Raw genomic sequence first — 26,350 nt, forward strand, 5'->3', positions numbered from 1 at the left:
ATAGCGGTTGCGGTCAGGGGCGGTGCGCATGGTCGGATGAGACGATGCGTACCCCCCACCGCATGACAACGCATCCCCCTGCCGACCCCCACCCCTACATCGATCCGTACGAAGAGCTCGGCGCGCTGGACGACGGCCCGCTGGAGGAGTTCCTCCACGAGGACCTGCCGCAGGACGAGGCGGCGGACGAAAACGCGGAGGAGTGGGCCCCGCCCAACCACCGCCGGGGCTCCCGGCGCCGCCGCAGGCGCTTCGCCGGCCTGCCCCTCGCGGCCAAGGCCCTCGTCGGTGTCCTGGTCCTCGCCGCCTTCCTCACCCTCGCGGACCGCTGGGCCCTGCTCTACGCCGAACACAAGGCGGCGGACGGGCTCAAGGACCAGCTGCGGCTGAGCGCGGCACCCGAGGTCGACATCGTCGGCTTCCCCTTCCTCACCCAACTCGCCGACCAGCGTGTCCACTCCGTGCGGGTCACGGTGCCGGACGTCGCCGCGGACCGGGTCTCCCTGGCGAAGGTGTCGGCGACCGCCACGAACGTACGGCTCATCGGTGGCCCGACCTCCCTGCGCGGTGCCCGGATACCGGAGCTGCACGGCGAGGTGCTGCTCGCCTTCGACGACCTCAACCGTGAACTCGGCGCCTCCCAGGTCACGTTCACCGGTCACGGCCGCGACCAGGTGCGGGCGCGCGGCACCCTGCCCGTCGCCGGCCACGACCTCAAGCTCCGGGCCGACGCCAGCATCCGGCGCGACGGCGAACGCGGTATCGCCACCCGGATCGGCGGCATGCGCCTGGACATCGGGGACCTGGCGACGTACCGGCCGGGCGTCCGCGCCTCCGAGGGCCTGCACCTCACCCCGAGCGCGGCGGCGCGGCTGAGCAAGGAGCGGCGCAATGCGCGGGCGCTGCTGTCGGTGCCGGCCATCGTGCGCCGGCTCGGCGTACCGGACGCGGCCGTCCAGGGCGCGCTGCGGGACGACACGAAGCTGGCGAGCCTGACCGGGTCGGCCCGCTTCGCCCGTCAGGCCATGGGGCTGAACCTCCTCGACGTGGCGGTCGGTCACCCCGAGCTCCTCAAGCTCCTCGGCCTCGACCCCGCGCTCCTCGACGGCCTCACCCGGCTCACCCGGCCGGTCCTCGCCGATCAGCTCTCCCTGGGCTTCCGGCTGCCGCGTCCGGCGGAGGGTGAGCTGCGACTGCGGGACGTGCGGGTGGAGAAGGACGGCATCCGTGTCCGGCTGACGGGCTCGTCCCTGTCGGTCGGGCATTGACCGTGCACCGACCAATTCAATATACCTGGCAATTGACTTGGTGAATTACAGGTGAGTGGCGTAATAAATTCTGTGTGAGGCGGGGTTCGGTTCCGGGGTCGGCCTGAATATTTGTCTTACTCGCAATTCATCGAGGTCTCAGATGAATTGGCCATTTCCGGGTTCCGCTTCCCGTAGTGTTTTTCTTGTCGAAAGCGAACAGCGCACACGACAAAGGGAATCCACCCGCAGGGAAGAGGAGAACGTCATGAGCTTCCACAAGGTCACCCCGGTCAAGAAGAGCCACAAGCCCGCGAAGCCCGCTCCGAAGCAGGAGAAGAAGAAGGCTCCGAAGCGTCCGGTGAAGCACGGTCGCTAGTCGTCCGCCACGAGGCGGGGCCCCCGGATCTGTTCCGGAGGCCCCGCCTCGGCCGTGTTCGGACGGATTCTTCAACTCGGGTTCCGGAAAGGGGAATTGACATGCAGGACGTCCGGGAGGCGTTCGCACGCTTCTGGCCGCTGACGCGCGGCGACCGCGGATGGCTGGTGCTGATCATCGGCTGTGTGGTCGTGGCCGCCCTCGCCGAGACGGCGTCGATCCTGCTCTTCGCGGAACTCACCGACCATGCGCTCAGGCACGGTGTGCTCGCCGCGTTCTGGCGGCCCGCCGGCGCCTGGCTGGCAGTCGCCGTGCTCGGCGCGGTCGTCGGCTATCTCGGCAATTCACTGGCCGTGTGGACCGCCGAGAGATTCGTGCTGCGGCTGCGCGCCAGTGTGTTCCGTCATGTCCAGGACCTGCCACCGCACTTCTTCCAGAAGCACCGCCAGGGCGATCTGGTCGAGCGGCTCACCGGCGACGTCGAGGCCATCGAGCAGATGGTGGTCTCCGGCGTCGTCGGCACCGTGTCCGCGGCCTTCTCGGCCGTCTTCTACGCCGTCGCCGCACTCTGGCTGCGCTGGGACCTCGCCCTCGCCACCTTCGTCCTCGCCCCGCTCTTCCTCATCGCCGCCCGCCGGTTCGCCGGCCGGATCAAGCAGGCCTCGCAGGACGAACGGACGGCCGACGGCGCGATCACCTCGGTCGTCGAGGAGTCCCTCGGCAACGTCGTGCTGACCCAGGCGTACAACCGCCGGCGGGCCGAGGAGAAGCGGCTCGACCGCGAAGCACGCGCGTGGATGCGGGCGTCGGTGCGCGGGGCGCGGACCAGCGAGCTGTACGAGCAGTTCGTCGAGGTCGTCGAGACCCTGTGCGTGCTCGCCGTGATCGGCCTCGGCGTCTGGGAGATCTCCCGGAACCGCATGACGCTGGGCCAGTTGCTCGCCTTCGCGGCCTTCCTCGGCTACCTCTATCCACCGATCCGCAATCTCGGCCAGCTGGGCCTGACCCTCTCCGCCGCCACCGCGGGCGCCGCCCGCATCCAGGAGATCCTGGGCGCGGAACCGGCCGTGCGCGACCCCGCGCACCCCGTGCGGCCCTGGCCCGTCCGCGGCTGGGTGAGCTGCCACGACGCGTCCTTCCGCTACCCCGGCGCCGCGCGCGAGTCCCTGCACGACGTGACCTTCACGGCGAACCCCGGCGAACTCGTCCTGGTCACCGGCCCGAGCGGCGCCGGAAAGTCGACGCTCGCCAAACTCCTGACCCGCTTCTACGACCCGACCGCGGGCGTCCTCTGCCTGGACGGGGTCCCGCTGACCCACGTACGCCTGGAGTTCCTGCGCGAGAACATCGCCCTGCTGCCCCAGGAGACGCTCATCCTGCACGGCACGATCCGCGAGAACATCGAGTGCGGCCGGCCGGGCGCGAGCGACACCGAGATCGAGCGGGCCGCCCGGGACGCGGCGGCGCACGAGTTCATCGACGCGCTGCCCGAGGGCTACGCCACCGAGATCGCCCCCGGCACCGCCACCCTCTCCGGCGGCCAGCTCAAGCGCATCGCCATCGCCCGCGCCATGCTGCGCGCGGCCCCCGTCCTCGTCCTCGACGAGCCGACCGCCGGCCTGGACTCGGTCGCCGCCCGCCGGATCGTGCAGCCGCTGCGGCGCCTGATGGCAGGCCGTACGACGATCATGATCACCCACGATCTCAGCCTCGCCCCGGACGCGGACCGGATCCTGGTGGTGGACGGCGGGCGGCTGGTGGAGACGGGCACGCACGACGAGCTGATGGCGCGCGCGGGGACGTACGCGCAGCTGGCGATGCCCGGTCCGGCGAGCGACCTGCTGCTGCCGACGGCCGGGTAGCCGCGCCTACTTGTGGGCGCGGAGCGTGTAGCCCAGCCCCCGTACGGTGTGAATGAGCCGGTCCTCGCCGTGCCGCTCCAGCTTCCGCCGCAGATACATGACGTACACGTCGAGGGTGTTGGACGTCGGCTCGAAGTCGAAGCCCCAGACCTCCTTGAGGATCTGGGTCCGGCTGAGCACCTTGCCCGGGTGGCGCATCAGGTACTCCAGTAGCGCGTACTCGGTCTTGGTGAGGTCGAGGGGCCGCCCGGCGCGGGTGACCGCGCGGCTCCGCAGATCCATCGCGACCTCCTCGAACCCGAGCCGGGCCCCCGCCGCGCCGCTGCCCGGCCGCACCGGCGGACTGCGGCGCAGCAGGGCCCTGACCCGGGCCAGCAACTCCTCCGCCGCGAAGGGCTTCGTGAGGTAGTCGTCGGCGCCGTTGTCGAGCGCGACGATGCGGTCGCCCACGGCATGGCGTCCGGTGATCATGAGGATGGGCACCGTGTGGCCCGACGCCCGGATCCGCCGGGTCGCGGCCAGCCCGTCGAGCCCCGGCATGGTCACATCCATCAGCACCAGGTCGGGCCGCCGTTCGGGGCAGGCGACCAGGTCCAGGGCCTCCCGCCCGTCCCCGGCGAGAACGGTCTCGTACCCCTCGAACCTGAGCAGCCGACCCAGCCCCTCACGCACAGCCGTGTCGTCATCGGCCAGCAGAATCTTCCGCGCCATCCGTCCAACGTGTAACGCGCGCCTGTGGCACGGCTTGGAGAGGCGTGTGCGGAGACTGGGGAGCCTGGCCGCCCGCTCCGCTTCGTCCTCTCGGGCGGCAACGCCAACGACTGCGCCCGCCTCGAGCAGGTGACAGAGCTTGGTTCGAGAGCTGTAGTCCTTGTCGGCGACTACACGGCGATCTCTAGGACTCGGCGGTTCGCGCCGCTGCCGCGTAGTCCTGGAGCATCGCTTCGAACTCGTCGGCCGCGATGTCGCAGTCCTCGAACTGCCCGTACAGATCAATGAGCCTGACGAGTTCGGGGCTGACGCGTTGTGCCGCAGCAGAAGCGGTCGCCAGACCGAACCCCGAACCCCAGCGCCGCGAGTCGGCGCGCCATGCTGCCAGGTACGTCTCCGCAGCCCCGGCTGAGGCGATGCCCATGAGCAGGGTCTCCACTGCCCGACGGAGGTTTTCGTCTCCAGCGGGCTTTCTGAAGGGGACCCAGTCATCGTCCTCGTCCAGGGTGAAGGTCCATGTGGCCTCGGCGACGGACCTGGTCACGTTTTCCCCTTCCCTGGGCCGGAACAGCTTGGCCACGGCTTCCATGATCTCATCAGCGGCCTACCGCCGCCGCAACGTCGTCGACTGCTGCTTCCACCGTCTCAAGCAGTGGCGCGGGCCGGCCACTCGCTATGACAAGGCCCGAGAGTCTGCCCAAGCTGCCGTCACCCTTGCCTCGATCCTGCTCTGGACCTGGCCTCCGACGGCAAGGCCTAGGGGATGTCGTTCGGATCAGTCCGGGTCCGCGACGCCTGGCATGGCACCTCGCCGCGTTGTCGCATCACCCGAGTACACCCAGTACGCGGGTCATGCTCCGCCTTGCGATGCACCGCACCAGGCGCCGCGGCCTGATCCGGACTGATCCAAACGACACCCCCTAGTCCAGAGCGGGCGGCGGGGTCGGCGCGCCCGGCAGGCGGATCGCGGCGAGGGTGCCGCCGCCCTCGGCCCGGGTCAGGGAGATCTCGCCGCCGGACTGCTGGACCGTGCGGGCCACGATCGACAGGCCGAGGCCCGAGCCCGGCAGGGCCCGCGCGGACGGGGAGCGCCAGAAGCGGTCGAAGACGTGGGGGAGTTCTTCGGCGGGGATGCCGGGGCCGTGGTCGCGGACGGTGAGGACGCCGTCGTTCAGCGAGACCTCGATGGTGCCGCCCTCGGGGCTGAACTTCACCGCGTTGTCCAGGATGTTCACGATGGCCCGCTCCAGCGCCGAGGGCTCGGCCCGGACGAACCAGGGCTGCAGGTCCGCCGAGATCGTCAGCTCCGGCCCGCGCAGCCGGGCACGGCGCAGCGCCGCGTCCACGGTGTCCTGCAGCGCCACCACCTGGACGCGGTCGCCCGACTGGCCCGCGTCCGACCGCGACAGCGTCTGCAAGTCGCCGATCAGCGCGGCCAGTTCCGTCATCTGCGCGGTGACCGACGAGAGGAGCGCCTTGCGGTCCGCCGGCGGGATCGCCCGGCCGGTCTCCTCGCTGCGCGCGAGCAGTTCGATGTTGGTCCGCAGGGAGGTGAGCGGGGTGCGCAGCTCGTGACCGGCGTCCGCGATGAGCTGCTGCTGCACCTCACGGGAGTTCGCCAGCGACGTGGTCATCGAGTTGAAGGAGCGGGACAGCCTCGCGATCTCGTCCTCGCTGTCCTCCTCGACCGGGATGCGGATGGTCAGGTCCTCGGTGCGGGCCACGTGCTCCACGGCCTCGGTGAGCTTGTCGACCGGGCGCAGACCGGCGCGGGCCACCCAGAGGCCGGTGGCACCGGCGCCGACCACTCCGATGCCGGAGACGAGAAGGAGGATGAGTGCCAGGTCGTTGAGGGTGGACTGGGTGCTCTTGAGCGGGACGGCGATGACGAAGGCGGCATCGCTGATCAGCACACGGCGCTCGGGATTCGGGCCGGGGATGCCGGTGACGACGAGCGGCGTCGTCAGCACCCGTACGGCGGTGCCGTTGCTGTCGGTTCCGTTCCGGAACTCGTTGACGTTCGTGTCCGGGGCCGGGTTCTTGGCCACGTCCGTGTCGTCGGACGTGACCTTCACCGTGCCCGCGGAGCCGTCGAAGGCACAGATCGTGCCGTCCTCCAGGACCACCTGCGCATAGGACTCGGAGTGCCGGTAGGTGCTGGCGTCGGACTTGGGGTCCTTGCCGCAGTTGCTGCGCGCGTCCTCGTACAAGGGGTACGCCACGGCACCCTTCTGTGCCGCCAGGTCGTTGTTCAGCTCGTCGTACAACTTCCCCTGCACGATGAACCAACAGGTCACCGAGACCGCCGCCACCGCGAACGCCACCGCCGCCGCGACGAGCAGGGCGAGCCGGGACCGGATCGGCAGGGACCGGAACCGCTTGATCACTCCGCGCCGCCCGAGCGCAGCACGTACCCCACGCCCCGCACCGTGTGGACGAGGCGCGGCTCGCCGCCCGCCTCGGTCTTGCGGCGCAGATACATGACGTACACGTCGAGGGAGTTGGAGGACGGCTCGAAGTCGAAGCCCCACACGGCCTTCAGGATCTGCTCGCGGGTGAGGACCTGGCGCGGGTGCGCGAGGAACATCTCCAGCAGGGTGAACTCGGTGCGGGTCAGTTCGACGGGCCGCCCGGCCCGGGTGACCTCGCGGGTCGCCAGGTCCATGCGGAGGTCGGCGAAGGTGAGCGCGTCGTCCTCCTGCGCGCCGATCGCCGTCGCCGCGTACGAACTGCGCCGAAGCAACGCGCGGATCCGGGCGAAGAGTTCGTCGAGCTCGAAGGGCTTGACGAGGTAGTCGTCGGCACCGGCGTCCAGGCCGGTGACCCGGTCGCCGACCGTGTCGCGGGCGGTGAGCATGAGGATGGGCGTGGTGGTGCCCGCGCCCCGGATCCGGCGGGCCGCCGTCAGGCCGTCCATACGGGGCATCTGGATGTCGAGGACGACCAGATCGGGCTGGTAGGCCGTGGCCTTCTCCAGCGCGTCCGCACCGTCGACGGCGACCTGGGTGTCGTACCCCTCGAAGGCGAGACTGCGCTGGAGTGCTTCGCGTACCGCGGGCTCGTCGTCGACGATCAGGATGCGCTGGGTTTCACGGTCGCCTTCGGCGGGGCTCATGGGCGTGGGTTCCTAGGGGTGCGGGTGGAACGGGGCTGAACTCGTTCAGCCTCGCACGTTTCCTGGCGGGGACGGAGTGCAACGGCCGGGAAGGCCGGCTCAGCCCCGCAGCGCGCCGAGCCTGCTCAGCGGGACCTTGCGGCGGTGCGGGTGGGCGCCCGACGTACGCAGGCCCATCAGCTCCGGGACCGCCAGTTCCGGCGCCCGTGCCGTCGGCGGGTGCAGCTCACGGGCCACCGCGAGGGCCAGGATGAGCCCGGCCGGGCCGTCGTCCGCGGCCGGGTGGGAGACGAGAGTGATCATGTCGACCTCCAGGGTGGGTCAAGGTCAGTCGGAGCCGCCGGCCCGCAGGGTCGCCAGGTCGGACTTGACGGTGTTGATCGGGATGGCGAAGCCGAGGCCGACGCTGCCCGCGCTCGACGAGGACGTGGCGTCCGCCGCCGAGTACATCGCGGAGTTGATGCCGACGATGTTGCCGTTCATGTCGATGAGCGCGCCGCCGGAGTTGCCGGGGTTGAGGGAGGCGTCGGTCTGCAGGGCCTTGTACGTCGTGGTGGACGATCCGGTGTCGCCGTTGAACTGCTGCCCGCCGAACTCGAACGGCCACTGACCGCTGCCGCCGCCGCCCTGCTGGCCCTGCTGCCCCTGCTGTCCCTCGTCGGTGGAGACGGTGACGTCGCGATCGAGTGCGGAGACGATGCCGCTGGTGACGGTGCCGGTCAGGCCCTCGGGGGAGCCGATCGCGACCACGCTGTCGCCGACCTTGACGGCGTCGGAGTTGCCGAGCGTGGCGGTCTTCAGACCGGAGGGCGCGTTCTCCAGCTCGACCAGCGCGAGGTCCTTCTTGCTGTCGGTGCCGACGGTCTTCGCGGTGTACGACTTGCCGTTGCTCGTCGTCACCTTGATCGCGGAGGCGCCGGAGATGACGTGGTTGTTGGTGAGGATCTCGCCGCCGCTGCTGATGATCACGCCGGAGCCGGTGGACGTCCCGTTGGACAGGGTCGCGGTGATCTCCACGATGCTCGGGCTGACCGCCGCGGCGACACCGGCGACGGTGCCCTTCTGGGCGGCGGGCACGACGGTCGTGCTCGTGCTGCTCGACGCGTTGTCCGTACCGGTGAGCTCCTGGAAGGCGTACGCGGTGCCGCCGCCCACGGCCGCGGCCGCTATCGCCACGGCGGCGAGCAGGGCCAGCGGACCCTTGGCGCGCTTCTTCGGCGCGTGCGCCGGGCCCCCCGGGGCGGGTTCCGCGGCGAGGACCGCCGTGGTGCCGACGGGCGGCTCGGCGCCACCGGAGTAGGCACCACCCGGGGCACCGCCGTAGCCGTCATGACCGCCGCCACCGGCACCCTGGCCGGAGCCCGGCCACACGGTGGTGCCCGGCTCGACGGCGACCGGCTGGACCGGCTGGTAGGCAGGCGGGGCCGGCCACTCGGGGTCGACGGAGGAGGAGGCGTGCTGCTGCTGCTCGGGGTACGCGGGCCGCTGGTCGCTGCCCTGGACGTACCCGGACTGGTCGCCCTGCTCGTGCTGCTCGTACTCGCCGCTGCGGCGGAAGCTCTCGGTCATGGAAAAAAGACTGGCGCGCCATCATGAGAGCTCCCTGAGTGCCCGCTGAGAAGCCCGACAGAACCGCGTATGCCCGATATAAAGACGCCGGGGCCCGGGAAACAGGGGGTGGGGGCGCGCCCGTCAGCGGCGCGGGGGCCTGCGCGACCGGTCACAGCCGGCCCACAGCTCCCGTACAACGGGCTCCCGTACAACGGGCTCCCGTACTACGCGCAGCCGCACGACCGTCGGACGACCAGCTGCGACGGGAAGAGCTTCAGACGCTCACGACGCGACCCGGCCACCCGGAGCCCGTCGTCCAGGACGAGATCAACGGCCGCGCGGGCCATCGCCGACCGGTCGGAGGCGATCGTCGTCAGCGGCGGATCCGTCAGCGCCGCTTCCTTGACGTCGTCGAAGCCGGCCACGGCCAGCTCGCCCGGCACGTCGATGCGCAGCTCGCGCGCGGCCCGCAGCACACCGATGGCCTGGTCGTCGGTCGAGCAGAAGATGGCCGGCGGCCGGTCCGGCCCGGCCAGCAGCTGAAGGCCGACCTGATAGGCGTCGTAGCGGTTGTAGGGCGCCTCGAAGAGACGTCCCTCGGTGGGGATCCCGGCCTCCTGCATGGCGCGCCGCCAGCCCTCGACGTGGTCGGAGACCGGGTCGCCGACGGCGGGGGTCTCGGCCGTACCGCCGAGACAGGCGACGTAGTCGTACCCGTGCTCCAGCAGGTGGCGGGTGGCGAGCTGGGCGCCGCCGATGTCGTCCGTGACGACCGCGACGTCGTCGATGGCCTCGGGCCGCTCGTGCAGCAGCACCACGCGGGCGTCCCAGGCGTCGATCTCCGCGGCAGCGTTGTCGTTGAGCGCGTGGCTGACCAGGATCAGACCGGAGACCCGCATGCCGAGGAAGGCCCGCAGATAGTGGACCTCACGTTCGGCGATGTAGTCGGAATTGCCGACCAGCACCATTTTCCCGCGCTCGGCGGCGGCCTGTTCGACCGCGTGCGCCATCTCCCCGAAGAAGGGCTGGCGTGCGTCCGGCACGATCAGGCCTATCAGCTCGGTCTTGCGCGAGGCCATGGCCTGGGCGACCCGGTCGGGCCGGTACCCCAGCTCCTTGATCGCGGCGAGAACGCGCTCGCGCGTGGCCGGGGCAACCGGCCTCGGTCCGTTGTTGATGACATAGCTGACGACGGCGGTGGACGTACCCGCCAGTCGCGCTACATCATCCCTAGTCACCTTGGCCACGCGCGGAGTCTACGCGGATGGACCTACCTCTGGGCAGGGCGTACGGCGGCTTCCTGGGCCTCCGCTGCGACCCCCGCGGCGTCGACCGCGTCGAGGTGCGCCGTCTCGTCCGCATCCTCCGGCTTTGGCTGGGCCGCCTCGGGCTTCGCCTCTCCCGCGCTCTCGGCTTCGCTCGAGCGGGAGGAGCCCCCACCGGCGCGGTCCGCCTTCTCCGGAGTGACGAATCGATAACCGACGTTCCGGACGGTGCCGATGAGCGACTCGTGCTCGGGCCCGAGCTTCGCGCGCAGCCGTCGTACGTGGACGTCGACCGTGCGCGTACCGCCGAAGTAGTCGTAGCCCCAGACCTCCTGGAGCAGCTGGGCGCGGGTGAAGACCCGGCCCGGGTGCTGCGCGAGGTACTTCAGGAGCTCGAACTCCTTGAAGGTCAGGTCGAGGACCCGGCCCTTGAGCTTGGCGCTGTAGGTCGCCTCGTCCACCGACAGATCGCCGTTGCGGATCTCCATGGGGGAGTCGTCGTTGACGATCTGCTGGCGGCCCATGGCGAGCCGGAGCCGGGCCTCGACCTCGGCGGGCCCGGCGGTGTCGAGGAGGACGTCGTCGATGCCCCAGTCGGCGGTGACGGCCGCGAGGCCGCCCTCGGTGACGACGAGGATCAGCGGACAGCCCGGTCCCGTGGAGCGGAGCAGCTGACAGAGACTGCGGACCTGCGGGAGGTCACGGCGCCCGTCGATGAGGATGACGTCGGCGCCGGGGGTGTCGACGAGTGCGGGTCCCTCCGCCGGGGCCACACGCACGTTGTGGAGCAGCAGACCGAGGGCAGGAAGCACCTCCGTCGACGGCTGAAGGGCATTGGTCAGGAGCAGCAGAGAACTCATCGCGCCCCACCTGCCTGGGTCGTCACAAGGTCATGCACGGTTCGCTTGCCCATAACGTCGGTTCCTCCTCGGTCCCTGCGAGGACGTTTGCGGCACTGCTTTCGTACTGCGTGCGGGTCCCGCGCCCTGGGAACCGCTGTGCCGGCTCCGAACCTTCGTATACCGGTTTCGTATACAACGCTCCAGAAAGCACAAAAGGACCCGGGGGCTACGCTGCCCGAGTCCTCTGCCCAGCAGAATAGCCCACATGAGCTCAGGTACGGCAGGTCATGTGACGCGATCTTCCATTCGTCCACTGGGTGAGACGGCCGGGCGTACCCCTGTGCGGACGTTTCTGCGCACGGTCGACGGGATCACGATCGATGCGGAGTACGCCCCCGGAACGCGTCCGTCCGACGACCTGGTGACCGTTCTCGCGCACGGCTTCACCGGCGATCTGGACCGCCCGCACGTACGCCGGGCGGCGGCCGTCTTCGCGCAGTACGGGGCCGTGGTCACGTTCTCCTTCCGCGGTCACGGACGCTCCGGCGGCCGCTCCACGGTCGGCGACCGGGAGGTCCTCGACCTGGCGGCCGCGGTGGCCTGGGCGCGGGAGTTCGGGCACACCCGGGTGGCCACCGTCGGCTTCTCGATGGGCGGTTCGGTGGTGCTGCGCCATGCCGCGCTGCCCGGGTCGCCGGCCGCGGAGCACGAGGGGCGCACGGAAGCGCGTCCGGACGCGGTGGTGGCGGTGAGCGCACCGGCTCGCTGGTACTACCGAGGTACGGCCCCTATGCGGCGGCTGCACTGGCTGGTAACCCGCCCGGTGGGGCGCGCCGTCGGCCGCTACGGCCTGCGCACCCGGATCCATCACCGCGAGTGGGACCCCGTTCCCGCGTCCCCGGTCGAGTCGGTCCCGCTGATCGCCCCCACGCCGCTGCTGATCGTGCACGGCGACCGGGACGGTTACTTCCCGGTCGACCACCCGCGGATGCTGGCCGCGGCGGCCGGCGGACACGGCGAGCTGTGGCTGGAGCACGGGATGGGCCACGCGGAGAACGCGGCCGACGACGAACTGCTCGGCCGTATCGCGCAATGGGCCGCCTCGGCCGCGGGCTAGCCTGAACGTGTTCACGCAGACCACTGATTGAGGAACGAGATGGCAAAGGGCACGGTGCGGTACTGGGCCGCCGCCAAGGCCGCGGCCGGTGTCGCCGAGGAGCCGTACGACGCGACCACGCTCGCCGACGCGCTCGACGCCGCACGCGCGCGACACCCCGGCGAACTCGTCCGCGTCCTGCGGCGATGCTCGTTCCTCATCGACGGTGACCCCGTGGGGACCCGTGGACATGAGACGGTACGGCTTGCCGAGGGCGGCACGGTCGAGGTGCTCCCGCCGTTCGCAGGAGGGTGACCGGAGAGCATGAGCAACCAGCCCTACGAGCCGTACGAGCCTCCCTACGAGGGGTACGACCCGTATCAGCAGCAGGCGCAACAGCAGCAGCCTCAGCAGCAGCCCGAGTGGCAGCAGTACACCCAGCAGTGGGAGGGGCAGACCTGGGAGACCCAGGCGCAGCAGCCCGTCTCCGCGGCGGACACGGCGTATCTGCCGCCCCAGGGATACAACGACCCGTCCCAGGCGTACCACGACCCGTCCCAGGCGTACCACGAGCCGTCCCAGGCGTACGGCGAGGCGCCCCAGGCGTACGGCGAGGCCTCCCCGTACGGTGCCGCCGCCCGGCCGCTGCCGCCGGAGGCACCGGCGGCGGAGTGGACCTCGGGGTACGACCCCGCCGCCTACGCGGCACCCGGCCCCGACGGCTCGGGGGGTGCGGCCGCCCCCGACGGCAGCGGCAGCGGTGACGAAGCCGCTGCCGGCTACGGTCCGCCGACCGTCACCGGCAACCCCCGCGTCACCGACGCCCAGCGCGCCCGCGCGGAGGGCCGCTCCCCGATCATCGAGCCGGGGATGCAGCCGGCGGGGCTGACCGCCCTGCTGGGGCTGCTGCTCTCCGGGGCGGCGGCGATCGGCCAGTACGCCCTCGTCGTACCCCTGGTGCTGCTGCAGGCCGTCACGGCGGCCGGCTGGTTCCGGCTGAACGGCATGTGGCCGGCCCGGCAGGGCATCGCGCTGGCCTTCGCGGGAGCCCTGGTCGCGGACGCGGCGCTGCTCGCCGCGGGCCGGGAGAACGCGCCCGCGGCGATCCTCGGCACCCTCGGGGTGTGGGTGCTGCTCGTCCTGGTGCTCCAGCTGCGCAGCCATGCCGACCCGGACACGCGGATGTACGGCCTGATGGCGACGGTCGCCTCCGCGGCGCTCGCGATCATCGCGACCGGGCACCTCGCGGCCGAGCCCGACGCCGTCACGGTCGGCGCCGCCGCGGTCGCCGTGGCGATCCTCGCGCGGGCACTGCCGCTGCCCACCGCCGCGTCGGTGGTGGTGGCCCTGCTGGCCGCCGCGGGCGCCGGTATCGCGGTGGGCGGACTCACCGACTACGGGAGCCAGGGCGCCTTCCTGGGCCTCGGCGCCGGGGTCTGCGCGCTGATCGGCCACCGGGTCGCCGGCTACGACTACCCCTCCCGCTTCGTCCACTTCACCGCGGGCGTGGCCCTGCCGCTGGCCGCCGCGGCCCCGGCCGTCTACCTCCTGGGCCGCGCCCTGAGCTGAGCGCCGGACGGGCCCCGGCCCCGTTCCGGCCGGGCTCCGGGGCGCCGGCGGATCGTCACAGCTGATCCACAACCCCGCGGGACACCGGAAATCCGGGGTCCCGCGGGATTAGGCTCCCGCTCAACGGCCACTCAGGTCGTTGGCCGGCCGCCGAGTGGGGGAACACCGAGCATGCGCGCACTGCGAATACTTCTGATCGTCGTCGTGATCCTGGGCGGCCTCTTCGTGATCGCGGACCGCGTGGCCGTCGGTTTCGCCGAGGACAAGGCGGCCGAGAAGATCAAGAGCAGCGAGGGACTGGCCGACACCCCCGACGTCTCCATCGAGGGCTTCCCCTTCCTCACCCAGGTCGCCGGCGGCGAGCTGGACGACGTGAAGATCGGCATCAAGGACTACGAGGCGTCGACCGGCGGCACGGCCGCGGCCACCGACAAGATCCGCATCGACGATCTGAGCGCCGAGATGCACGGCGTCGTCTTCAGCGGCGACTACAGCTCCGCGACCGCCAACAGCGCCACCGGCACCGCGACCATCGCGTACGACGAACTGCTGAAGACCGCCAAGTCGGATCCCATCGACCTCGGACTCGGCGTCACCGCCAAGGTGACCGGCCTGTCGGACGGCGGCAACGGCAAGATCAAGGTCGCGGTCGAGATCAGCAGGGGCGGCACGAAGCTGCCGAAGCCGGTCTACGTGCTGAGCTCGGTCACCGTCCACGGGGACACCATCAACGTGCACGCCGACGAGATCCCCAAGAACGTGGACGTCATGGGCGTCTCGGTGCCGCTGCCCGAGTCGCTGGTCCGCAATGTCACCGACTTCAAGCAGAAGATCGACGAACTGCCCGGCGGCATCCAGCTCGACAAGGTCGAGGCGGCCGAGGACGGCGTCGAGATCACGGTGAAGGGTTCGGACGTCAACCTGGTCGGGTAGGAACGGCCGGGGCGGGGGCCGGCAGGCGGGCCGGGGACCGCGCCTGTCCGAGGAGCGAGACGACCCCGTCCGTACCGCAGATGCGCGGAAGATCGTGACCCGCGACATCGGCACCCGGACACCTTGCGGATAGGGCCCGTTGGTCACCTCGTCCCACATCGCGGACGATCGCATCTCATCATGCGACACGCCGGTGACATGTCCGGCTGTCCCTCCCTACGATCGAGGGCATGAAGCGACAGGCGGATCTCACGAAGCGGCGGGCAGTCGACCTGTGCCGCGTCGCCGCCATGCTCTGTCGCACCTTCTGAGCGGAAGCCTCGTTATTCCGCATTCCGGGCCCTCGGACTCTTCTGCCGGGGCCACCCTGCGCCGTGTACGCCACCGCAGCCGTCAGCGCCGGCCGCGTACCCGCACCTCTCACTACCGCACATCCCCGCCGTAACTGCCCCGGAGGAGAACGAGCATGAGCCGCAGCGACGTCCTGGTAGACGCCGACTGGGTCCAGGCACACCTGGACGACCCGAGCGTGGCCATCGTCGAGGTCGACGAGGACACGTCCGCGTACGAGAAGAACCACATCAAGAACGCCATCCGGATCGACTGGACCAAGGACCTCCAGGACCCGGTCCGCCGTGACTTCATCGACCAGGAGGGCTTCGAGAAGCTCCTCTCGGCCAAGGGCATCGGCAACGACACGCTGGTCGTCCTCTACGGCGGCAACAACAACTGGTTCGCCTCGTACGCCTACTGGTACTTCAAGCTCTACGGCCACGAGAACGTGAAGCTTCTCGACGGCGGCCGCAAGAAGTGGGAGCTCGACTCCCGCGACCTGGTCGTCGAGGTGCCCGAGCGCGCCGCCACCGACTACAAGGCCAAGGCCCAGAACACCGCGATCCGCGCCTTCCGCGACGACGTCGTGGCGGCCATCGGCTCGCAGAACCTGGTCGACGTGCGTTCGCCCGACGAGTTCAGCGGCAAGCTGCTCGCGCCGGCCCACCTGCCGCAGGAGCAGTCGCAGCGTCCGGGCCACGTCCCGAGCGCCCGCAACATCCCGTGGTCGAAGAACGCCAACGACGACGGCACCTTCAAGTCGGACGACGAGCTCAAGGAGCTCTACGCCGAGGAGCAGGTCGACCTGGCCAAGGACACCATCGCGTACTGCCGCATCGGTGAGCGTTCCGCGCTCACCTGGTTCGTGCTGCACGAGCTGCTCGGTGTGGAGAACGTCAAGAACTATGACGGCTCCTGGACCGAGTACGGCTCCCTCGTCGGCGTGCCGATCGAGCTCGGCGCCAACAAGTAAACCGCGGCCTCCGCGACCCCTCATCACCCGAAGGACAGAACTTATGTGTGGAGCGAAGGCCGGCGGCCCCGACGCCTCGACGATCAAGCCCGGTGAGACCACCATCCAGGGCCAGGTGACCCGCGACGGCGAGCCCGTCACCGGTTACGTGCGCCTCCTGGACTCGACGGGCGAGTTCACCGCCGAGGTCCCGACCTCGGCGACCGGACAGTTCCGCTTCTACGCGGCCGAAGGCACCTGGACCGTTCGGGCCCTGGTTCCCGGCGGCACCGCGGACCGTACGGTCGTCGCGCAGACGGGCGGTCTCGCGGAGGTCGCGATCGCCGTCTGAGGCACCACATGAACGGCTGAAGGGCCGCACCCCCGGGGGTTGGACGCTTACCGGATCGGGGTGCGGCCCTTCTCTGCCGTGTACGGGCCGGTCGCCGCCGTGTCGTCCGGGCCCGCGGCGGCCTACGCTGGAGGCATGTACGCGCGACGGCGCCACGTTTACTTCGCCATGATGGGGACGTGCATCGGCCTCTTCGTCCTGGCCTGGGGAGTCGTGCGGATCTGGTCGGTTCCGGTGGCCGTCGGGATGTGTGTGGTCGCCATGGTGATCCCCCCGGTGGCCGCGATGGTGGCCAACCGGCGCGGACCCGACGACCGCTGGTGGGACGACCCGTCCGGTGACCCCAAGTCCGACGACTGGTGGGACGAGCTGGACGGCAAGAAGCGGCGGTAGTCGTAGCCGAGCCGTAGCCGTCTCGCCGGGCGGCGGTCAGTACACGAGCGCCTGGGTCCCGTCGGCCGTCACTTCCTGCACGAACACCTGGGCTCCGGCGATGCGTACGCCGGTGAGGACATCGGCCTCCGTGATCTCACGGCGGGCCGCGCACTGGGTGCACAGGGTGATCCGGCCACCCGACAGGATCGAGTCGACCAGGTCGGGCAGCGGGGCGGCGTGCGGGAGCTCGAAGGTGGCGGCGCGGCCCGGGAGCGCGAACCACGCGGCCTCGCCGGTCAGCCAGAGGGAGACATCGACGCCGCTGGCCACGGCCACCGCCGCGACGGTGAACGCCTGCGAGCAGCGTTCGGGAGCCTCGGCCCCCGCAGTCACCTTGATCACGAGCTTCTTCGCCATGTCCGAATGGTAGTCCGAATCGTGATCAACCCTCGTGCAACCCAGGACGTCCGCTGCGGGTCTCCTGTGCGCGCGGATACGGAATCCGCGATTCACGTTCTGTGGGGGGACGTCTTGGAAGTATCAGAAGCGCCCGAAGTGGCCGAAGCGTCGGTTGTGCCGGAAGGGCCGGTGGCGCCGGACGGGCCCGACGAGGACGCGCCGAACGCGTCCGCGGAGCCCGCTGAGCGGGTGCGCCGGCGTGGGCGTACGACCCTGCTGATCGCCACGGCCGCCGTGCTGGGCCTGGTCGCCGGCACCTGCGCCGGCTATCTGGTCCAGGCCGACCGTGAGCCGACGAAGCTGCCGTCGCTCTCGCAGCCGGCCGTCGCGCAGGCGAAGGGCAGGGGGCCCGAGCCGCTGGCCGCCGCGCAGGACCGCCGGATCAGGACCGACGGCGATCTGCGCAAGCTGCTGCTGAAGCGGCCGAAGGGCGCACGGGCGGCCGCGTACCCCGAGGGCACGGACGGTTGGATGAACCTCGTCGAGTACGCGGACAACTACAACCATCCGGGTGTCGCCTTCAACGACCTCGCCGACGAGGGTTTCCGGCGGGCGGCCGTCACCTCCTGGAGCGTGGGCAGCACGGACTCCGTGGCGATCCGGCTCATCCAGTACAACCAGGAGGAGAGCCTGGCCGCGTCCAGCGCGGCGAACGAGGATCAGGTGTACGCGGGCACCGAGCCCGACACCGACAGCTGGACCATCCCCGGTACTGCCGACGGCTCGGCGTACGTGCACAACAAGCCCGAGCAGAAGGCCGGTTACCTGCCCCTGTACTCGGCCGTGGCGCACGCCTGGCGCGGGGACATCGCCGTACAGATCTGGGTCTACGACACCAGGCCGATCCCCAAGGCGAAGATCATGGACCTGGCCAAGCGGCAGATGGAGCGGCTGTGAGCGAGCAACCCACGCATCAGCAGCCGACGGGTGAGCCCGCTTCTCTGGAGCCGGCGGAGCCGAGAGAGCCGGTGGCGGTCACGCTGCCCGGGACGTCTGCACCGGAGCCCGCGGCGGAGCCCGCACCGGAGGCCGCGCCGAGGAAGCCCCTCCGTCGTGGCCGTGTCGCCGCGATCGCCGGTTCCGTGCTGCTGGCCATCGCCGTCATCGGCGGCGCCGGCTACACCGTTGTCACCGTCGGCGCCGCCGACCGTGACGCGGGCGCGCCCGTGTGGCGGCTCCCGAAGGCCGCGAAGGGCGACGGTGACAAGGCCGAGTCCGCCTCGGGACTCAGTGGCGTACTCGTGCCGTACGAAGCCGACGGCTGGCGCCGGGGCCCGGACATCGCCGACTTCGGTTCCGACGCCTCGCTCAGCGGTCGTCAGGCCACCGCGCTGCGCAAGGAGTCGCTGAGTGACCTGCCCCGCTCCCAGCGGCTGCTGCTGGAGAAGGAGATCGACGAGCAGCACATCAAGGGCATGGCGATGCGCAGCTATCTGGGTACGTCGGACGACGCGGTCACCTACTTCACGGTGAGCATCGTGCTCTCCCAGATGGAGGACGGGGCCGCGGTCCGGGGCATGTCGTCGTTCCAGAACGAGTTCTTCGCCGCCCTCAAGGTCTTCCGCAAGGGTCCGAAGATCGAGGGCCACAAGAACGCCGAGTGCTTCCTGCCGCGGAAGGACGCGGACGAGAAGCTCGACGCCATGGTCTGCTCCGCCTACGAGGGTGACGTGCTGGTCAGCGCCACCGCGTACGGCGCGAAGCCACTGGACACCAAGGGGGTCGCGCAGCTGCTCCGCAAGCAGCTCGACCGCATCAGCGAGCCGGGTGAAGCGGTATGACCGAGCAGACCGAACAGCAGGCGCCGGACAGCATTGAGCGGGCCGATCAGCAGGCGTCGGACAGCACGGCGCCCGCGCCCGCGCGGATACCGGCCGAGGTGTCCGCCGAGGCGCAGACCGCGCTGCCTGCCCCGCCGCCCATGCCCGAGGCGCCGCCCGTCGTGCCGCCGCCGGTGACGAAGGACCGCCGGGTGCTGCGGGCCGTGCTGCGCTGGAGCGCCGCCGCCGTGGTCTTCGCGGCGGTCGGCACGTCGGCCGCGTACGGCATCACGCGGATGGAGCGCACCGACGTACCGGGTCTGCAGACGCAGGCGGACGGACGCTGGGACTACCCGGAGATCGTCAGGCCGCCGCTGCCCAGCGGCCGACCGGGCCCCTTCGCCGAGGCGAACCCGGCCGGGGCCCACTACGCCGACCTGCGCGAGCTCGTCCTGCCCGCCCCCGAGGGCGCGCGGGCCGACAAGGCGCTGCGCGGCACGGACGGCTGGCTGGCGAAGAAGGACTTCCTGGCGGCGTACGGGTCCAAGGACGACCGGGAGACCCTCGGGCAGCTGCTGACCGACTACGGGCTGCGACACATCGCGGCGCGCGGCTGGACTACGCAGGACGGCACGCACACCGGCGTCTACCTGCTCCAGTTCGACACCGCGGCCGTCGTGGACGAACTGGAAACCGCGGAGATGGCCCCCTACAGCTCCCCGAAGTTCGCGCTGCGCGGCGCTGCCGAGGCCCGCCAGGACGAGGGTCTTCCCGAGGAGGCGTGGCTCGAAGGCGAACACCAGTCGGTGTACGACGAGGCCAGGCCGTACGGTGCCGCGCAGGTCCGGCAGGCGTACGTGACCGCGGGGGACACCCTCGCGCTGATCGTGCAGTCCAGGAAGGGCAGCACGAAGGCGGTGCCGTTCCAGCAGACGGTGGTCCTGCAGAGCCAGCTGCTGGGCTGACCCTCCCGCAGGGCGCACCTCACGGAGAGAGCCGGGTCCCGGGCCACTAAGCTGGGACCCGGCTCTTTAGTACCGATCACCCGCTCAATCGAGGAGCACCCCGTGCTTGAAGGATTCTTCGAAGCCCTGCTCGTCCTGGTCTGCGTCGGCGTTCTCGCCTTCACCGGCCTGGCCGTGAAGAAGCTCTACCAGGGCCAGCGCTGACCTCACGACGTCCCTGACCCTCCCGACGCCCCCGACGAAAAGCTGCTCATGATCGAGATCCCGTCCGACCTCCACAAGGACCTCGTCCCGCTCGCCTTCCTGCTCGGCACCTGGGCCGGCGCGGGCGTGCACGACTTCCCCGGCTCCGAGAAGTGCAACTTCGGGCAGGAGGTCACCTTCAGCCACGACGGCCGGGACTTCCTGGAGTACCACTCGCACACCTGGGTGCTCGACGCCGACGGGAACAAGGTCAGGCCGCTGGAGACCGAGTCCGGCTTCTGGCGCATCGACGGCACCCGCAAGGTCGAGGTCGTCATGACCCGCGACGACGGTGTCGTCGAGATCTGGTACGGCGACCTGGCCGACAAGAAGCCGCAGATCGACCTGGTCACGGACGCCGTGGCGCGTACCGCGGCCTCCGGTCCGTACACCGGCGGCAAGCGTCTGTACGGGTATGTGAAGAGCGATCTCATGTGGGTCGGCGAGAAGCAGACCCCCGAGGTCGAGCTGCGGCCCTACATGTCCGCGCACCTGAAAAAGGTCGTCACCCCGGACGACGTGGAGCGCTGGGCCAAGGCCCTCCCGGACGACATGCCGGACGACGGGATCGCTTTCTTCAAGTAGTCCTAGACTTTCGGGTGTGGTGAGCACCGAGAGCACTGACTGGAAGAGCGACCTGCGGCAGCGCGGCTACCGGCTGACGCCGCAGCGGCAGCTGGTGCTCGAAGCCGTGGACACCCTCGAGCACGCGACCCCCGACGACATCCTCGTGGAAGTGAGGAAGACCGCGTCGGGGGTCAACATCTCCACGGTCTACCGGACGCTGGAGCTGCTGGAGGAACTGGACCTGGTCAGCCACGCCCATCTCGGGCACGGCGCCCCGACCTACCATCTGGCCGACCGGCACCATCACATCCACCTGGTCTGCCGGGACTGCACGAACGTCATCGAGGCCGACATCGAGGTGGCCGCCGAGTTCACCGCCAAGCTGCGCGACACGTTCGGTTTCGACACGGACATGAAGCACTTCGCGATCTTCGGGCGCTGCAAGAACTGCTCCCTCAAGACTTCAACTACCAAGTCGTAGGCTTAGGCGTATGAAGAGCCCCCTGCTGTCCCTGCCCGGCGCCGTCCCCGCCGAAGGGGTGGACGAAGGCGTCGCCGCCCACTACGGCGACCTGTTCCGTGAACAGCGCGCCCTTGCCGAAGGCACCGGATTCGTCGACCTCTCGCACCGCGGGGTCATCGCCGTCTCCGGCCCGGACCGCCTCAGCTGGCTGCATCTGCTGCTCACCCAGCACGTCAGCGACCTGCCGGCCGGCCGCGCCACCGAAGCGCTGATCCTCTCCGCGCACGGCCACATCGAACACGCGCTGTACCTCGTCGACGACGGCGAGACGGTGTGGATGCACACCGAGCCGGACACCCAGGACGCGCTGATCGCGTACCTGGAGTCCATGAAGTTCTTCTACCGAGCCGAAGTCGCCGACCGCACGGACGAGTTCGCGGTCGTGTACCTGCCGGCCGGGTCCATCGCCGAGGTCCCCGCGGGCGCCGTCGTCCGCGAGACGCCGTACGGGCGTGATCTCTTCCTGCCGCGCGCGGACCTGGAGTCGTTCGCCCAGGACACCGAGAAGCACGGCCCGGCCGTCGGGCTGCTCGGCTACGAGGCCCTTCGGGTCGAGCAGCACCGGCCGCGGCTCGGCTTCGAGACCGACCACCGCACCATCCCGCACGAGCTGGGCTGGATCGGCAGCGCCGTGCACCTCCAGAAGGGCTGCTACCGCGGCCAGGAGACGGTCGCCCGGGTGCAGAACCTGGGCAAGCCCCCGCGCCGGCTCGTCTTCCTGCACCTGGACGGCAGCGAGGTGCATCTGCCGCCGCACGGCACCGAGCTTCGCCTCGCGGCCGACGGCCCGGACGGCCGCAAGATCGGCTTCGTGACGACGGCCGTACGCCACCACGAGCTGGGGCCGATCGCCCTCGCCCTGGTGAAGCGGAACGTGCCGCTGGACGCGCCGCTCCTCGCCGACACGACGGCCGCGGCCCAGGAGGTCGTCGTAGAGCCGTAGGCCGGGTCCGGAGCGGGCGTCACATCTCCAGCAGGACCGTGAACGGGCCGTCGTTCGTCAGCGCGACGCGCATCTGCGCACCGAACCGGCCCGTGGCCACCGTCGCGCCCAGCGAGCGGAGTTGGGCGACCACCTCGTCGACGAGGGGCTCGGCGACCTCGCCGGGGGCCGCCGCGTTCCAGGTGGGGCGGCGGCCCTTGCGGGCATCGCCGTACAGCGTGAACTGGCTGATCACCAGCAGCGGGGCGTCGATGTCCGAGCAGGACCGCTCGTCGCTCAGCATGCGAACCGACCACAGCTTGCGGGCCAGTTGGGCCGCCTTCTCCTTGGTGTCGTCATGGGTGACGCCCACCAGGACGCACAGTCCCTCGCCGCTGATCTCGCCGACCGTCTCGCCCGCCACGACGACGCTCGCGCCGTCCACCCTCTGCACCACCGCACGCATGGCGCCCATCATGCCGTGCGGTCCCTTCGCATGATTTCCGGGGTCCCGAACCCCCCATCTGGGGCCGATCGGGGGCACTCGGTCACATAGCGGGCCCTTGGGGTGGCACCATGCCTGTACCGCGACGCTCAACGCGGTGGACCGCACCGGTCGAGGGGACGGCAGAGGCACATGAGCACACCGAGTACCGGGCGACCGCCCGGGTCCGTGTCATTGACCCGTACGAGCCCGCGTGCGGGCGCCCGAGGCGTGGGCGTCCCGCACCGGGCACCCGTGCAGCGCACCGACAGCCCGCTGGCCGCCGATCCGCCCGAGCCCGACCTGGCGGTGCTGGGGCTGCCCCGGCTGCGCACCCTGCGCCGGGACGCCCAGCGGGACGAGGCCGACCTCAGCTATCTGCGGCGGCTGCTCCAGGGGCGTATCGACATCCTGCGGGCCGAGCTCGCGCGGCGCGGCGGCGGGGGTCTCGCGGCGCCCGCCGGACTCCTCCCGGAACCGTCGCTCCTCGACCGGCTCCCGGAGATCCTCACGGACGCGCCCGCCCGGCACCGCTCGTCCGCCCGGCACGTGACGGTGGGCACCCCGCACGGCGAGGAGTACCGGCGGCTGGCCACCGACATGCTCGCCGAGGTCGAGCTGTCCGACCTGGAAGCCCGTACGGACGAGGAGCTCAACGCCGGGATGGGCCGCCTCGTGCGCTACGAACAGCAGGTTTCCCGGCGCCGCCAGCGGCTCCAGCACACCGCGGACGGCTGCAGCGCGGAGATCGCCCGCAGGTACCGCGAGGGAGAAGCCCAAGTGGACGACCTGCTCATGTGACGCGGCGATTCCCGTACCTGGGGGCCTTCGCGCCCCCCAGCCCCCGTGCCGCCCCGGCGCGCTCGCCCTCGATCGCCGGGCGGGCCGAGGGACGGCCCGCCGGGGATCGCGGGGCAGCGGGGGCGAGGAAAACCGCACGACACCCCCGCCGTCGGCCACCTAGCGTGGCGGCATGACGTCCCGCGATGCCATCGACGTACGCGTGATCACCGAGGCCGAGATCCCGGACTGGATCCGCGCGCTGAACACGGGATTCGTGCGATCACCGGCCGTGTCGGAGCGGGAGATCGAGGACCGGAGTGCGCACATGCTGCCGGGGCGCACACTGGGCGCCTTCGACGGCGACCGCTGTGTGGCGACCTTCCGGTCGTTCCCGCAGGAGCTCACCGCGGTCGGCGGCGCCCTCGTCCCCGCCGACGCCATCTCGAACGTGACCGTCACCGCCACCCACCGCCGCCGAGGCCTCCTCACCCGCATGATGGCCACCGACCTCGCGGCCGCGAGGGAGCGCGGGGACGTGGTGGCGACGCTGATCGCCGCCGAGTATCCGATCTACGGCCGGTACGGCTTCGGCCCCGCGACCACCGCCGTCGAGTGGACCGTCGAGGTGCCGAGGACGGGCCTGGACCGCCGTTGGTCGGGCCCGGCCGACGGCGGCCGGATCGATCTGGTGGACGGCGAGGACGTACGCAAGGCCGGGCCCGAGCTGCACGAGCGGCTGCGGCGCGTCCAGCCGGGCGCCGTCAGCCGGAACGAGCGCTGGTGGCAGGTCAACACCGGCGCGCTGGTCCTGGGCGGCGACGCGTGGACCGAGCCGTTCTACGCCGTGTACCGCTCGGCGGACGGCGGGATCGAGGGCCTGGTCTCGTACGAGTCGGACGACAACTGGGGCGCGGTGAAGCAGCCGCTCAACACGGCGACGGTGAACTGGCTGATCGCGGTGACGCCGGCCGCCGAGCGCGCCCTGTGGCAGTACCTCTGCTCGATCGACTGGATCGCCACGGTCAAGACCGGCTGGCGGGCCCCCGACGATCTGATGCCGCACTTCCTGCCCGACCCCCGCGCCGCCCGTCTCACCACGCAGGCGGACTGGCTGTGGGTGCGGGTCCTGGATGTCGTACGTGCTCTGGAGGCGCGTACGTACGGGGGGTCCGGGGTGCTGGTGCTCCAGGTCACCGACCGGGACGGGCTGTCCGCCGGGCGGTACCGGCTGGACGCGGGACCGGACGGCGCGTCCTGTGCGCCGACCGCTCAGGACGCCGAACTCACGCTGGACATGGGTGAGTTGGCGTCCCTGTGGCTGGGCGACGAGTCGGCGGTGCGACTGGCCGCCCTGGGCCGGGTGCGGGAAGAACGAGCGGGCGCCGCCTCGGTGGCCGACGCCCTGCTGCGTACGTCCAGGCGACCGTGGTGCCCGGACATCTTCTGACCTCCTGGGTCAGACCTTCTGGCTCTGGCCTTCTGGCTCTGGCCTTCCGGGCCGGGGCCTTCGGGGCCGGGGCCTTCGGGGTCTGACCTCTTGGCCGGGGTCTCCTTTCGGGATCCGGGGTGGATGGCTGTCTTTGCGTATCCGTAGCGATTCAGTTGTTGTGCGTGCGCCCGCGCACGGGTGCGGTGGGCGCGGTGGTGCGACCGGCCGGGCTCCCGGCTCCCCTCCGGAGGGGAGCCCGGCCAGCCGGACTGCCGGACGTGCGTCCGATCAGCCGGACTGGGCGAGCAGCATCACGAGGATTACGGCCCCGATGCCGCTGATCACGGTGTTCTTGGCTTTGAGGCCGATGGACAGGGCGACGAACGCGATGATGCCCATCGGTCCGTACTTCCACTGGATGAGCTGCTCGAATCCGATGGCGAGTGCGGCGATGGCGAGGGCGATGAGCGGCATGACGGTCCCTCCTTCGGGACGTCGGTGGGACGCCTTCGGGATGGGGATGTGGATCCCCCGATGAGGGCCGGTCACCCGGTTGCCGACGGAGCTGCCCGGGATGGCCAACCACTGTGAAGCTTGACCATGTTGCTCAAGTTGGTAACCAACTCCAACTGAGTTATCTCCTCTTGGATGCGTCTCATAACCACCTTCCCGGTAACTGCCCAAAGATGGCCCGAAGTTGTAGTGTTTGGTCGTGGACCCGGAACACGCCCCCGTCAACGGGCGGAAGAGGTCACCAGGGCCTCAGAGGTCACATCGCGAGGTGGCCGAGGAGCTGCGCACCCGGATCAGGTCCGGAGTGCTGCGGCCGGGACAGCGCATGCCCACCCAGGCCAAGCTGGCCGACGAGTTCGGCGTCGAGCGCGGGGCCGTACGACAGGCGCTGCGCATCCTGCAGTCGGAACACCTGCTCGCCAACGTGTCCAAGGGAAGCCCGGCGATCGTCGCCCCCGACCCGGGGCGTGGGCAGGCCGGGGACGCGGCGCCCCCGCAGCCCACGATGGTCGGGCTGGCACCCCGCCTCACCGCCGCCTTCGCGACCCCGCACGTGGCGATCGACGCCCTGTGCCTGACGTCGGTGTCGCTCACGCTCGCCATGAGCGAGCCGTTGCGCCTGATCTACGCGGGGCGTATAAAACCGGCCAAGGTCGACGTCCGGGTGCTGCTGCCCGGTCGCGACATCGATCTCGCCTTCCCGGCCCGGGTGGACGACACGGGCGACGACCGGCTGCAGCGCCGCTGGCTGGCCCAGCGCAACGCCCAGGGGCAGGTGCTGAAGCACAACCTGCTGGCGCTGCGCTCCTCGCACGGCATCGACGTGCACGTCACGTTCCGGGCGCTGCCGTTCACCCCGCCCGTGAAGCTGTACCTGCTCAACGAGTCGGAGGCGCTCTTCGCGTACTACACGCTGACGAAGCGGGACGCGGAGATCGACCACGAGTATCTGGAGATGTACGACGCGCAGGGCACCCAGTCGATGCTCTTCGCGTTCGAGCAGGGTGCCGGACTGCGGGACACGACGTTCGTGGAGCAGTCGCATCTGTGGTTCAACGCGCTCTGGGAGACCATCAGTTCGGAACTGCGGTTCACGAACTGAGGTCTCGTTTCAGGAGCC

30 protein-coding genes are annotated in these 26,350 nt (G+C 70.7%); 19 read left to right on the forward strand and 11 right to left on the reverse strand.

All coding sequences use genetic code 11. The features are described 5' to 3' along the window. Positions 1-44 precede the first annotated feature (44 nt). Together ACFWM2_RS11770 and ACFWM2_RS11775 are read left to right on the forward strand one after the other, a co-directional pair. Positions 45-1,268, forward strand: a complete 1,224-nt coding sequence (locus ACFWM2_RS11770; protein ID WP_383276679.1) for a DUF2993 domain-containing protein — start codon at positions 45-47, stop codon at positions 1,266-1,268. Positions 1,269-1,727: 459 nt separating this feature from the next. Next, the gene (locus ACFWM2_RS11775) at positions 1,728-3,488 is read left to right on the forward strand and encodes an ABC transporter ATP-binding protein (RefSeq protein ID WP_383276682.1); all 1,761 of its coding nucleotides are present in this window, start codon (positions 1,728-1,730) and stop codon (positions 3,486-3,488) included. A 6-nt stretch (positions 3,489-3,494) separates the two neighbouring features. On the opposite strand, the gene ACFWM2_RS11780 is transcribed toward ACFWM2_RS11775, so the two are convergent. The 8 genes from ACFWM2_RS11780 to ACFWM2_RS11815 all read right to left on the reverse strand — a co-directional run bounded on the left by ACFWM2_RS11780 (position 3,495) and on the right by ACFWM2_RS11815 (position 10,990). Next, on the reverse strand, positions 3,495-4,199 hold the full coding sequence (locus ACFWM2_RS11780) for a response regulator transcription factor (protein ID WP_383276685.1): 705 nt from the start codon (positions 4,197-4,199) through the stop codon (positions 3,495-3,497). A gap of 184 nt (positions 4,200-4,383) precedes the next feature. Continuing rightward, entirely contained in the window at positions 4,384-4,743 is a 360-nt protein-coding gene (locus ACFWM2_RS11785; RefSeq protein ID WP_383276688.1) for a hypothetical protein, read from the reverse strand. Positions 4,744-5,119: 376 nt separating this feature from the next. Next, positions 5,120-6,586 (reverse strand): sensor histidine kinase, encoded by a 1,467-nt coding sequence (locus tag ACFWM2_RS11790; RefSeq protein WP_383276691.1) that lies wholly within the window; start codon positions 6,584-6,586, stop codon positions 5,120-5,122. Further along, positions 6,583-7,314, reverse strand: a complete 732-nt coding sequence (locus tag ACFWM2_RS11795) for a response regulator transcription factor (protein ID WP_383276694.1) — start codon at positions 7,312-7,314, stop codon at positions 6,583-6,585. The genes ACFWM2_RS11790 and ACFWM2_RS11795 overlap by 4 nt, the downstream gene beginning before the upstream one ends. Before the next feature lie 99 nt (positions 7,315-7,413). After that, on the reverse strand, positions 7,414-7,617 hold the full coding sequence (locus tag ACFWM2_RS11800) for a hypothetical protein (RefSeq protein ID WP_383276696.1): 204 nt from the start codon (positions 7,615-7,617) through the stop codon (positions 7,414-7,416). 24 nt (positions 7,618-7,641) lie between these two features. After that, positions 7,642-8,883, reverse strand: a complete 1,242-nt coding sequence (locus tag ACFWM2_RS11805; protein WP_383276699.1) for a trypsin-like peptidase domain-containing protein — start codon at positions 8,881-8,883, stop codon at positions 7,642-7,644. Positions 8,884-9,089: 206 nt separating this feature from the next. After that, positions 9,090-10,112 (reverse strand): LacI family DNA-binding transcriptional regulator, encoded by a 1,023-nt coding sequence (locus ACFWM2_RS11810; RefSeq protein WP_383276702.1) that lies wholly within the window; start codon positions 10,110-10,112, stop codon positions 9,090-9,092. A gap of 23 nt (positions 10,113-10,135) precedes the next feature. Beyond that, complete coding sequence (locus ACFWM2_RS11815) at positions 10,136-10,990, reverse strand: response regulator transcription factor (protein WP_383276705.1); 855 nt, start codon at positions 10,988-10,990, stop codon at positions 10,136-10,138. 247 nt (positions 10,991-11,237) lie between these two features. Between ACFWM2_RS11815 and ACFWM2_RS11820 the strand changes: the two genes are divergently transcribed. The 8 genes from ACFWM2_RS11820 (at position 11,238) to ACFWM2_RS11855 (ending at position 16,600) form a co-directional block, all read left to right on the forward strand. Next, positions 11,238-12,089: an alpha/beta hydrolase gene (locus tag ACFWM2_RS11820; RefSeq protein ID WP_383276708.1), complete on the forward strand. Its 852-nt coding sequence runs from the start codon at positions 11,238-11,240 to the stop codon at positions 12,087-12,089. 39 nt (positions 12,090-12,128) lie between these two features. After that, positions 12,129-12,383, forward strand: a complete 255-nt coding sequence (locus ACFWM2_RS11825; RefSeq protein WP_383276711.1) for a MoaD/ThiS family protein — start codon at positions 12,129-12,131, stop codon at positions 12,381-12,383. Positions 12,384-12,392: 9 nt separating this feature from the next. Then, positions 12,393-13,637: a hypothetical protein gene (locus ACFWM2_RS11830; protein ID WP_383276714.1), complete on the forward strand. Its 1,245-nt coding sequence runs from the start codon at positions 12,393-12,395 to the stop codon at positions 13,635-13,637. A 171-nt stretch (positions 13,638-13,808) separates the two neighbouring features. After that, the gene (locus ACFWM2_RS11835) at positions 13,809-14,570 is read left to right on the forward strand and encodes a DUF2993 domain-containing protein (RefSeq protein ID WP_383276716.1); all 762 of its coding nucleotides are present in this window, start codon (positions 13,809-13,811) and stop codon (positions 14,568-14,570) included. Positions 14,571-14,800: 230 nt separating this feature from the next. After that, positions 14,801-14,881, forward strand: a complete 81-nt coding sequence (locus ACFWM2_RS11840; RefSeq protein ID WP_350310325.1) for a putative leader peptide — start codon at positions 14,801-14,803, stop codon at positions 14,879-14,881. A 155-nt stretch (positions 14,882-15,036) separates the two neighbouring features. Next, on the forward strand, positions 15,037-15,876 hold the full coding sequence (locus tag ACFWM2_RS11845; protein ID WP_383276719.1) for a sulfurtransferase: 840 nt from the start codon (positions 15,037-15,039) through the stop codon (positions 15,874-15,876). A 43-nt stretch (positions 15,877-15,919) separates the two neighbouring features. Then, entirely contained in the window at positions 15,920-16,207 is a 288-nt protein-coding gene (locus ACFWM2_RS11850; RefSeq protein ID WP_054232391.1) for a DUF1416 domain-containing protein, read from the forward strand. A gap of 135 nt (positions 16,208-16,342) precedes the next feature. Continuing rightward, on the forward strand, positions 16,343-16,600 hold the full coding sequence (locus ACFWM2_RS11855; protein WP_383276723.1) for a DUF3099 domain-containing protein: 258 nt from the start codon (positions 16,343-16,345) through the stop codon (positions 16,598-16,600). Positions 16,601-16,636: 36 nt separating this feature from the next. On the opposite strand, the gene ACFWM2_RS11860 is transcribed toward ACFWM2_RS11855, so the two are convergent. Next, on the reverse strand, positions 16,637-16,999 hold the full coding sequence (locus ACFWM2_RS11860; protein ID WP_383276726.1) for a DsrE family protein: 363 nt from the start codon (positions 16,997-16,999) through the stop codon (positions 16,637-16,639). Between the two features lie 138 nt (positions 17,000-17,137). On the opposite strand from ACFWM2_RS11860, the gene ACFWM2_RS11865 reads away from it, so the two are divergent. The 6 genes from ACFWM2_RS11865 to ACFWM2_RS11890 all read left to right on the forward strand — a co-directional run bounded on the left by ACFWM2_RS11865 (position 17,138) and on the right by ACFWM2_RS11890 (position 22,042). Then, positions 17,138-17,938, forward strand: a complete 801-nt coding sequence (locus tag ACFWM2_RS11865) for a hypothetical protein (RefSeq protein WP_383276728.1) — start codon at positions 17,138-17,140, stop codon at positions 17,936-17,938. Next, positions 17,935-18,822 (forward strand): hypothetical protein, encoded by an 888-nt coding sequence (locus ACFWM2_RS11870; protein ID WP_383276731.1) that lies wholly within the window; start codon positions 17,935-17,937, stop codon positions 18,820-18,822. The genes ACFWM2_RS11865 and ACFWM2_RS11870 overlap by 4 nt, the downstream gene beginning before the upstream one ends. Further along, positions 18,819-19,766 carry a hypothetical protein gene (locus ACFWM2_RS11875; protein WP_383276734.1) on the forward strand — a complete coding sequence of 316 codons (948 nt, stop codon included), beginning with the start codon at positions 18,819-18,821 and terminating at the stop codon, positions 19,764-19,766. Before ACFWM2_RS11870 ends, ACFWM2_RS11875 begins: the two co-directional genes overlap by 4 nt. A 252-nt stretch (positions 19,767-20,018) precedes the next feature. Beyond that, a complete protein-coding gene (locus ACFWM2_RS11880) occupies positions 20,019-20,594 on the forward strand; it encodes an FABP family protein (protein WP_383276737.1) in 576 nt (191 codons plus the stop codon). 16 nt (positions 20,595-20,610) lie between these two features. Then, the gene (locus ACFWM2_RS11885) at positions 20,611-21,057 is read left to right on the forward strand and encodes a Fur family transcriptional regulator (RefSeq protein WP_383276740.1); all 447 of its coding nucleotides are present in this window, start codon (positions 20,611-20,613) and stop codon (positions 21,055-21,057) included. A 10-nt stretch (positions 21,058-21,067) separates the two neighbouring features. After that, positions 21,068-22,042, forward strand: coding sequence for a YgfZ/GcvT domain-containing protein (locus ACFWM2_RS11890; protein WP_383276743.1), 975 nt, complete (start codon positions 21,068-21,070; stop codon positions 22,040-22,042). Between the two features lie 19 nt (positions 22,043-22,061). Here ACFWM2_RS11890 and dtd read toward each other — a convergent pair whose 3' ends face one another. Next, positions 22,062-22,487: a D-aminoacyl-tRNA deacylase gene (dtd, locus tag ACFWM2_RS11895; protein WP_383276746.1), complete on the reverse strand. Its 426-nt coding sequence runs from the start codon at positions 22,485-22,487 to the stop codon at positions 22,062-22,064. A 171-nt stretch (positions 22,488-22,658) separates the two neighbouring features. On the opposite strand from dtd, the gene ACFWM2_RS11900 reads away from it, so the two are divergent. Continuing rightward, a complete protein-coding gene (locus ACFWM2_RS11900; RefSeq protein ID WP_383276749.1) occupies positions 22,659-23,306 on the forward strand; it encodes an AmfC protein in 648 nt (215 codons plus the stop codon). 172 nt (positions 23,307-23,478) lie between these two features. Continuing rightward, on the forward strand, positions 23,479-24,735 hold the full coding sequence (locus ACFWM2_RS11905) for a GNAT family N-acetyltransferase (RefSeq protein WP_383276752.1): 1,257 nt from the start codon (positions 23,479-23,481) through the stop codon (positions 24,733-24,735). 270 nt (positions 24,736-25,005) lie between these two features. Here the strand turns inward: ACFWM2_RS11905 and ACFWM2_RS11910 are convergent, their stop codons facing one another. After that, complete coding sequence (locus ACFWM2_RS11910) at positions 25,006-25,191, reverse strand: hypothetical protein (protein WP_383276755.1); 186 nt, start codon at positions 25,189-25,191, stop codon at positions 25,006-25,008. A gap of 232 nt (positions 25,192-25,423) precedes the next feature. On the opposite strand from ACFWM2_RS11910, the gene ACFWM2_RS11915 reads away from it, so the two are divergent. Beyond that, positions 25,424-26,332 (forward strand): GntR family transcriptional regulator, encoded by a 909-nt coding sequence (locus ACFWM2_RS11915; protein WP_383276758.1) that lies wholly within the window; start codon positions 25,424-25,426, stop codon positions 26,330-26,332. The last annotated feature ends 18 nt before the right edge of the window (positions 26,333-26,350 follow it).

This window comes from Streptomyces sp. NPDC058371 (assembly GCF_042723265.1).
Taxonomy (GTDB): domain Bacteria; phylum Actinomycetota; class Actinomycetes; order Streptomycetales; family Streptomycetaceae; genus Streptomyces.

What these genes read in the sequence shown, in the direction of transcription:
- ACFWM2_RS11910 (WP_383276755.1), bottom strand. Translation starts at nt 25,191, where the DNA reads ATGCCGCTCATCGCCCTCGCCATCGCCGCACTCGCCATCGGATTCGAG.
- ACFWM2_RS11800 (WP_383276696.1), bottom strand. Translation starts at nt 7,617, where the DNA reads ATGATCACTCTCGTCTCCCACCCGGCCGCGGACGACGGCCCGGCCGGG.
- ACFWM2_RS11875 (WP_383276734.1), top strand. Translation starts at nt 18,819, where the DNA reads ATGACCGAGCAGACCGAACAGCAGGCGCCGGACAGCATTGAGCGGGCC.
- ACFWM2_RS11795 (WP_383276694.1), bottom strand. Translation starts at nt 7,314, where the DNA reads ATGAGCCCCGCCGAAGGCGACCGTGAAACCCAGCGCATCCTGATCGTC.
- ACFWM2_RS11835 (WP_383276716.1), top strand. Translation starts at nt 13,809, where the DNA reads ATGCGCGCACTGCGAATACTTCTGATCGTCGTCGTGATCCTGGGCGGC.
- ACFWM2_RS11890 (WP_383276743.1), top strand. Translation starts at nt 21,068, where the DNA reads ATGAAGAGCCCCCTGCTGTCCCTGCCCGGCGCCGTCCCCGCCGAAGGG.
- ACFWM2_RS11820 (WP_383276708.1), top strand. Translation starts at nt 11,238, where the DNA reads ATGAGCTCAGGTACGGCAGGTCATGTGACGCGATCTTCCATTCGTCCA.
- ACFWM2_RS11775 (WP_383276682.1), top strand. Translation starts at nt 1,728, where the DNA reads ATGCAGGACGTCCGGGAGGCGTTCGCACGCTTCTGGCCGCTGACGCGC.
- ACFWM2_RS11830 (WP_383276714.1), top strand. Translation starts at nt 12,393, where the DNA reads ATGAGCAACCAGCCCTACGAGCCGTACGAGCCTCCCTACGAGGGGTAC.
- ACFWM2_RS11815 (WP_383276705.1), bottom strand. Translation starts at nt 10,990, where the DNA reads ATGAGTTCTCTGCTGCTCCTGACCAATGCCCTTCAGCCGTCGACGGAG.
- ACFWM2_RS11900 (WP_383276749.1), top strand. Translation starts at nt 22,659, where the DNA reads ATGAGCACACCGAGTACCGGGCGACCGCCCGGGTCCGTGTCATTGACC.
- ACFWM2_RS11860 (WP_383276726.1), bottom strand. Translation starts at nt 16,999, where the DNA reads ATGGCGAAGAAGCTCGTGATCAAGGTGACTGCGGGGGCCGAGGCTCCC.
- ACFWM2_RS11905 (WP_383276752.1), top strand. Translation starts at nt 23,479, where the DNA reads ATGACGTCCCGCGATGCCATCGACGTACGCGTGATCACCGAGGCCGAG.
- ACFWM2_RS11845 (WP_383276719.1), top strand. Translation starts at nt 15,037, where the DNA reads ATGAGCCGCAGCGACGTCCTGGTAGACGCCGACTGGGTCCAGGCACAC.
- ACFWM2_RS11825 (WP_383276711.1), top strand. Translation starts at nt 12,129, where the DNA reads ATGGCAAAGGGCACGGTGCGGTACTGGGCCGCCGCCAAGGCCGCGGCC.
- ACFWM2_RS11805 (WP_383276699.1), bottom strand. Translation starts at nt 8,883, where the DNA reads ATGACCGAGAGCTTCCGCCGCAGCGGCGAGTACGAGCAGCACGAGCAG.
- ACFWM2_RS11880 (WP_383276737.1), top strand. Translation starts at nt 20,019, where the DNA reads ATGATCGAGATCCCGTCCGACCTCCACAAGGACCTCGTCCCGCTCGCC.
- ACFWM2_RS11780 (WP_383276685.1), bottom strand. Translation starts at nt 4,199, where the DNA reads ATGGCGCGGAAGATTCTGCTGGCCGATGACGACACGGCTGTGCGTGAG.
- dtd (WP_383276746.1), bottom strand. Translation starts at nt 22,487, where the DNA reads ATGCGTGCGGTGGTGCAGAGGGTGGACGGCGCGAGCGTCGTCGTGGCG.
- ACFWM2_RS11840 (WP_350310325.1), top strand. Translation starts at nt 14,801, where the DNA reads ATGAAGCGACAGGCGGATCTCACGAAGCGGCGGGCAGTCGACCTGTGC.
- ACFWM2_RS11850 (WP_054232391.1), top strand. Translation starts at nt 15,920, where the DNA reads ATGTGTGGAGCGAAGGCCGGCGGCCCCGACGCCTCGACGATCAAGCCC.
- ACFWM2_RS11855 (WP_383276723.1), top strand. Translation starts at nt 16,343, where the DNA reads ATGTACGCGCGACGGCGCCACGTTTACTTCGCCATGATGGGGACGTGC.
- ACFWM2_RS11770 (WP_383276679.1), top strand. Translation starts at nt 45, where the DNA reads ATGCGTACCCCCCACCGCATGACAACGCATCCCCCTGCCGACCCCCAC.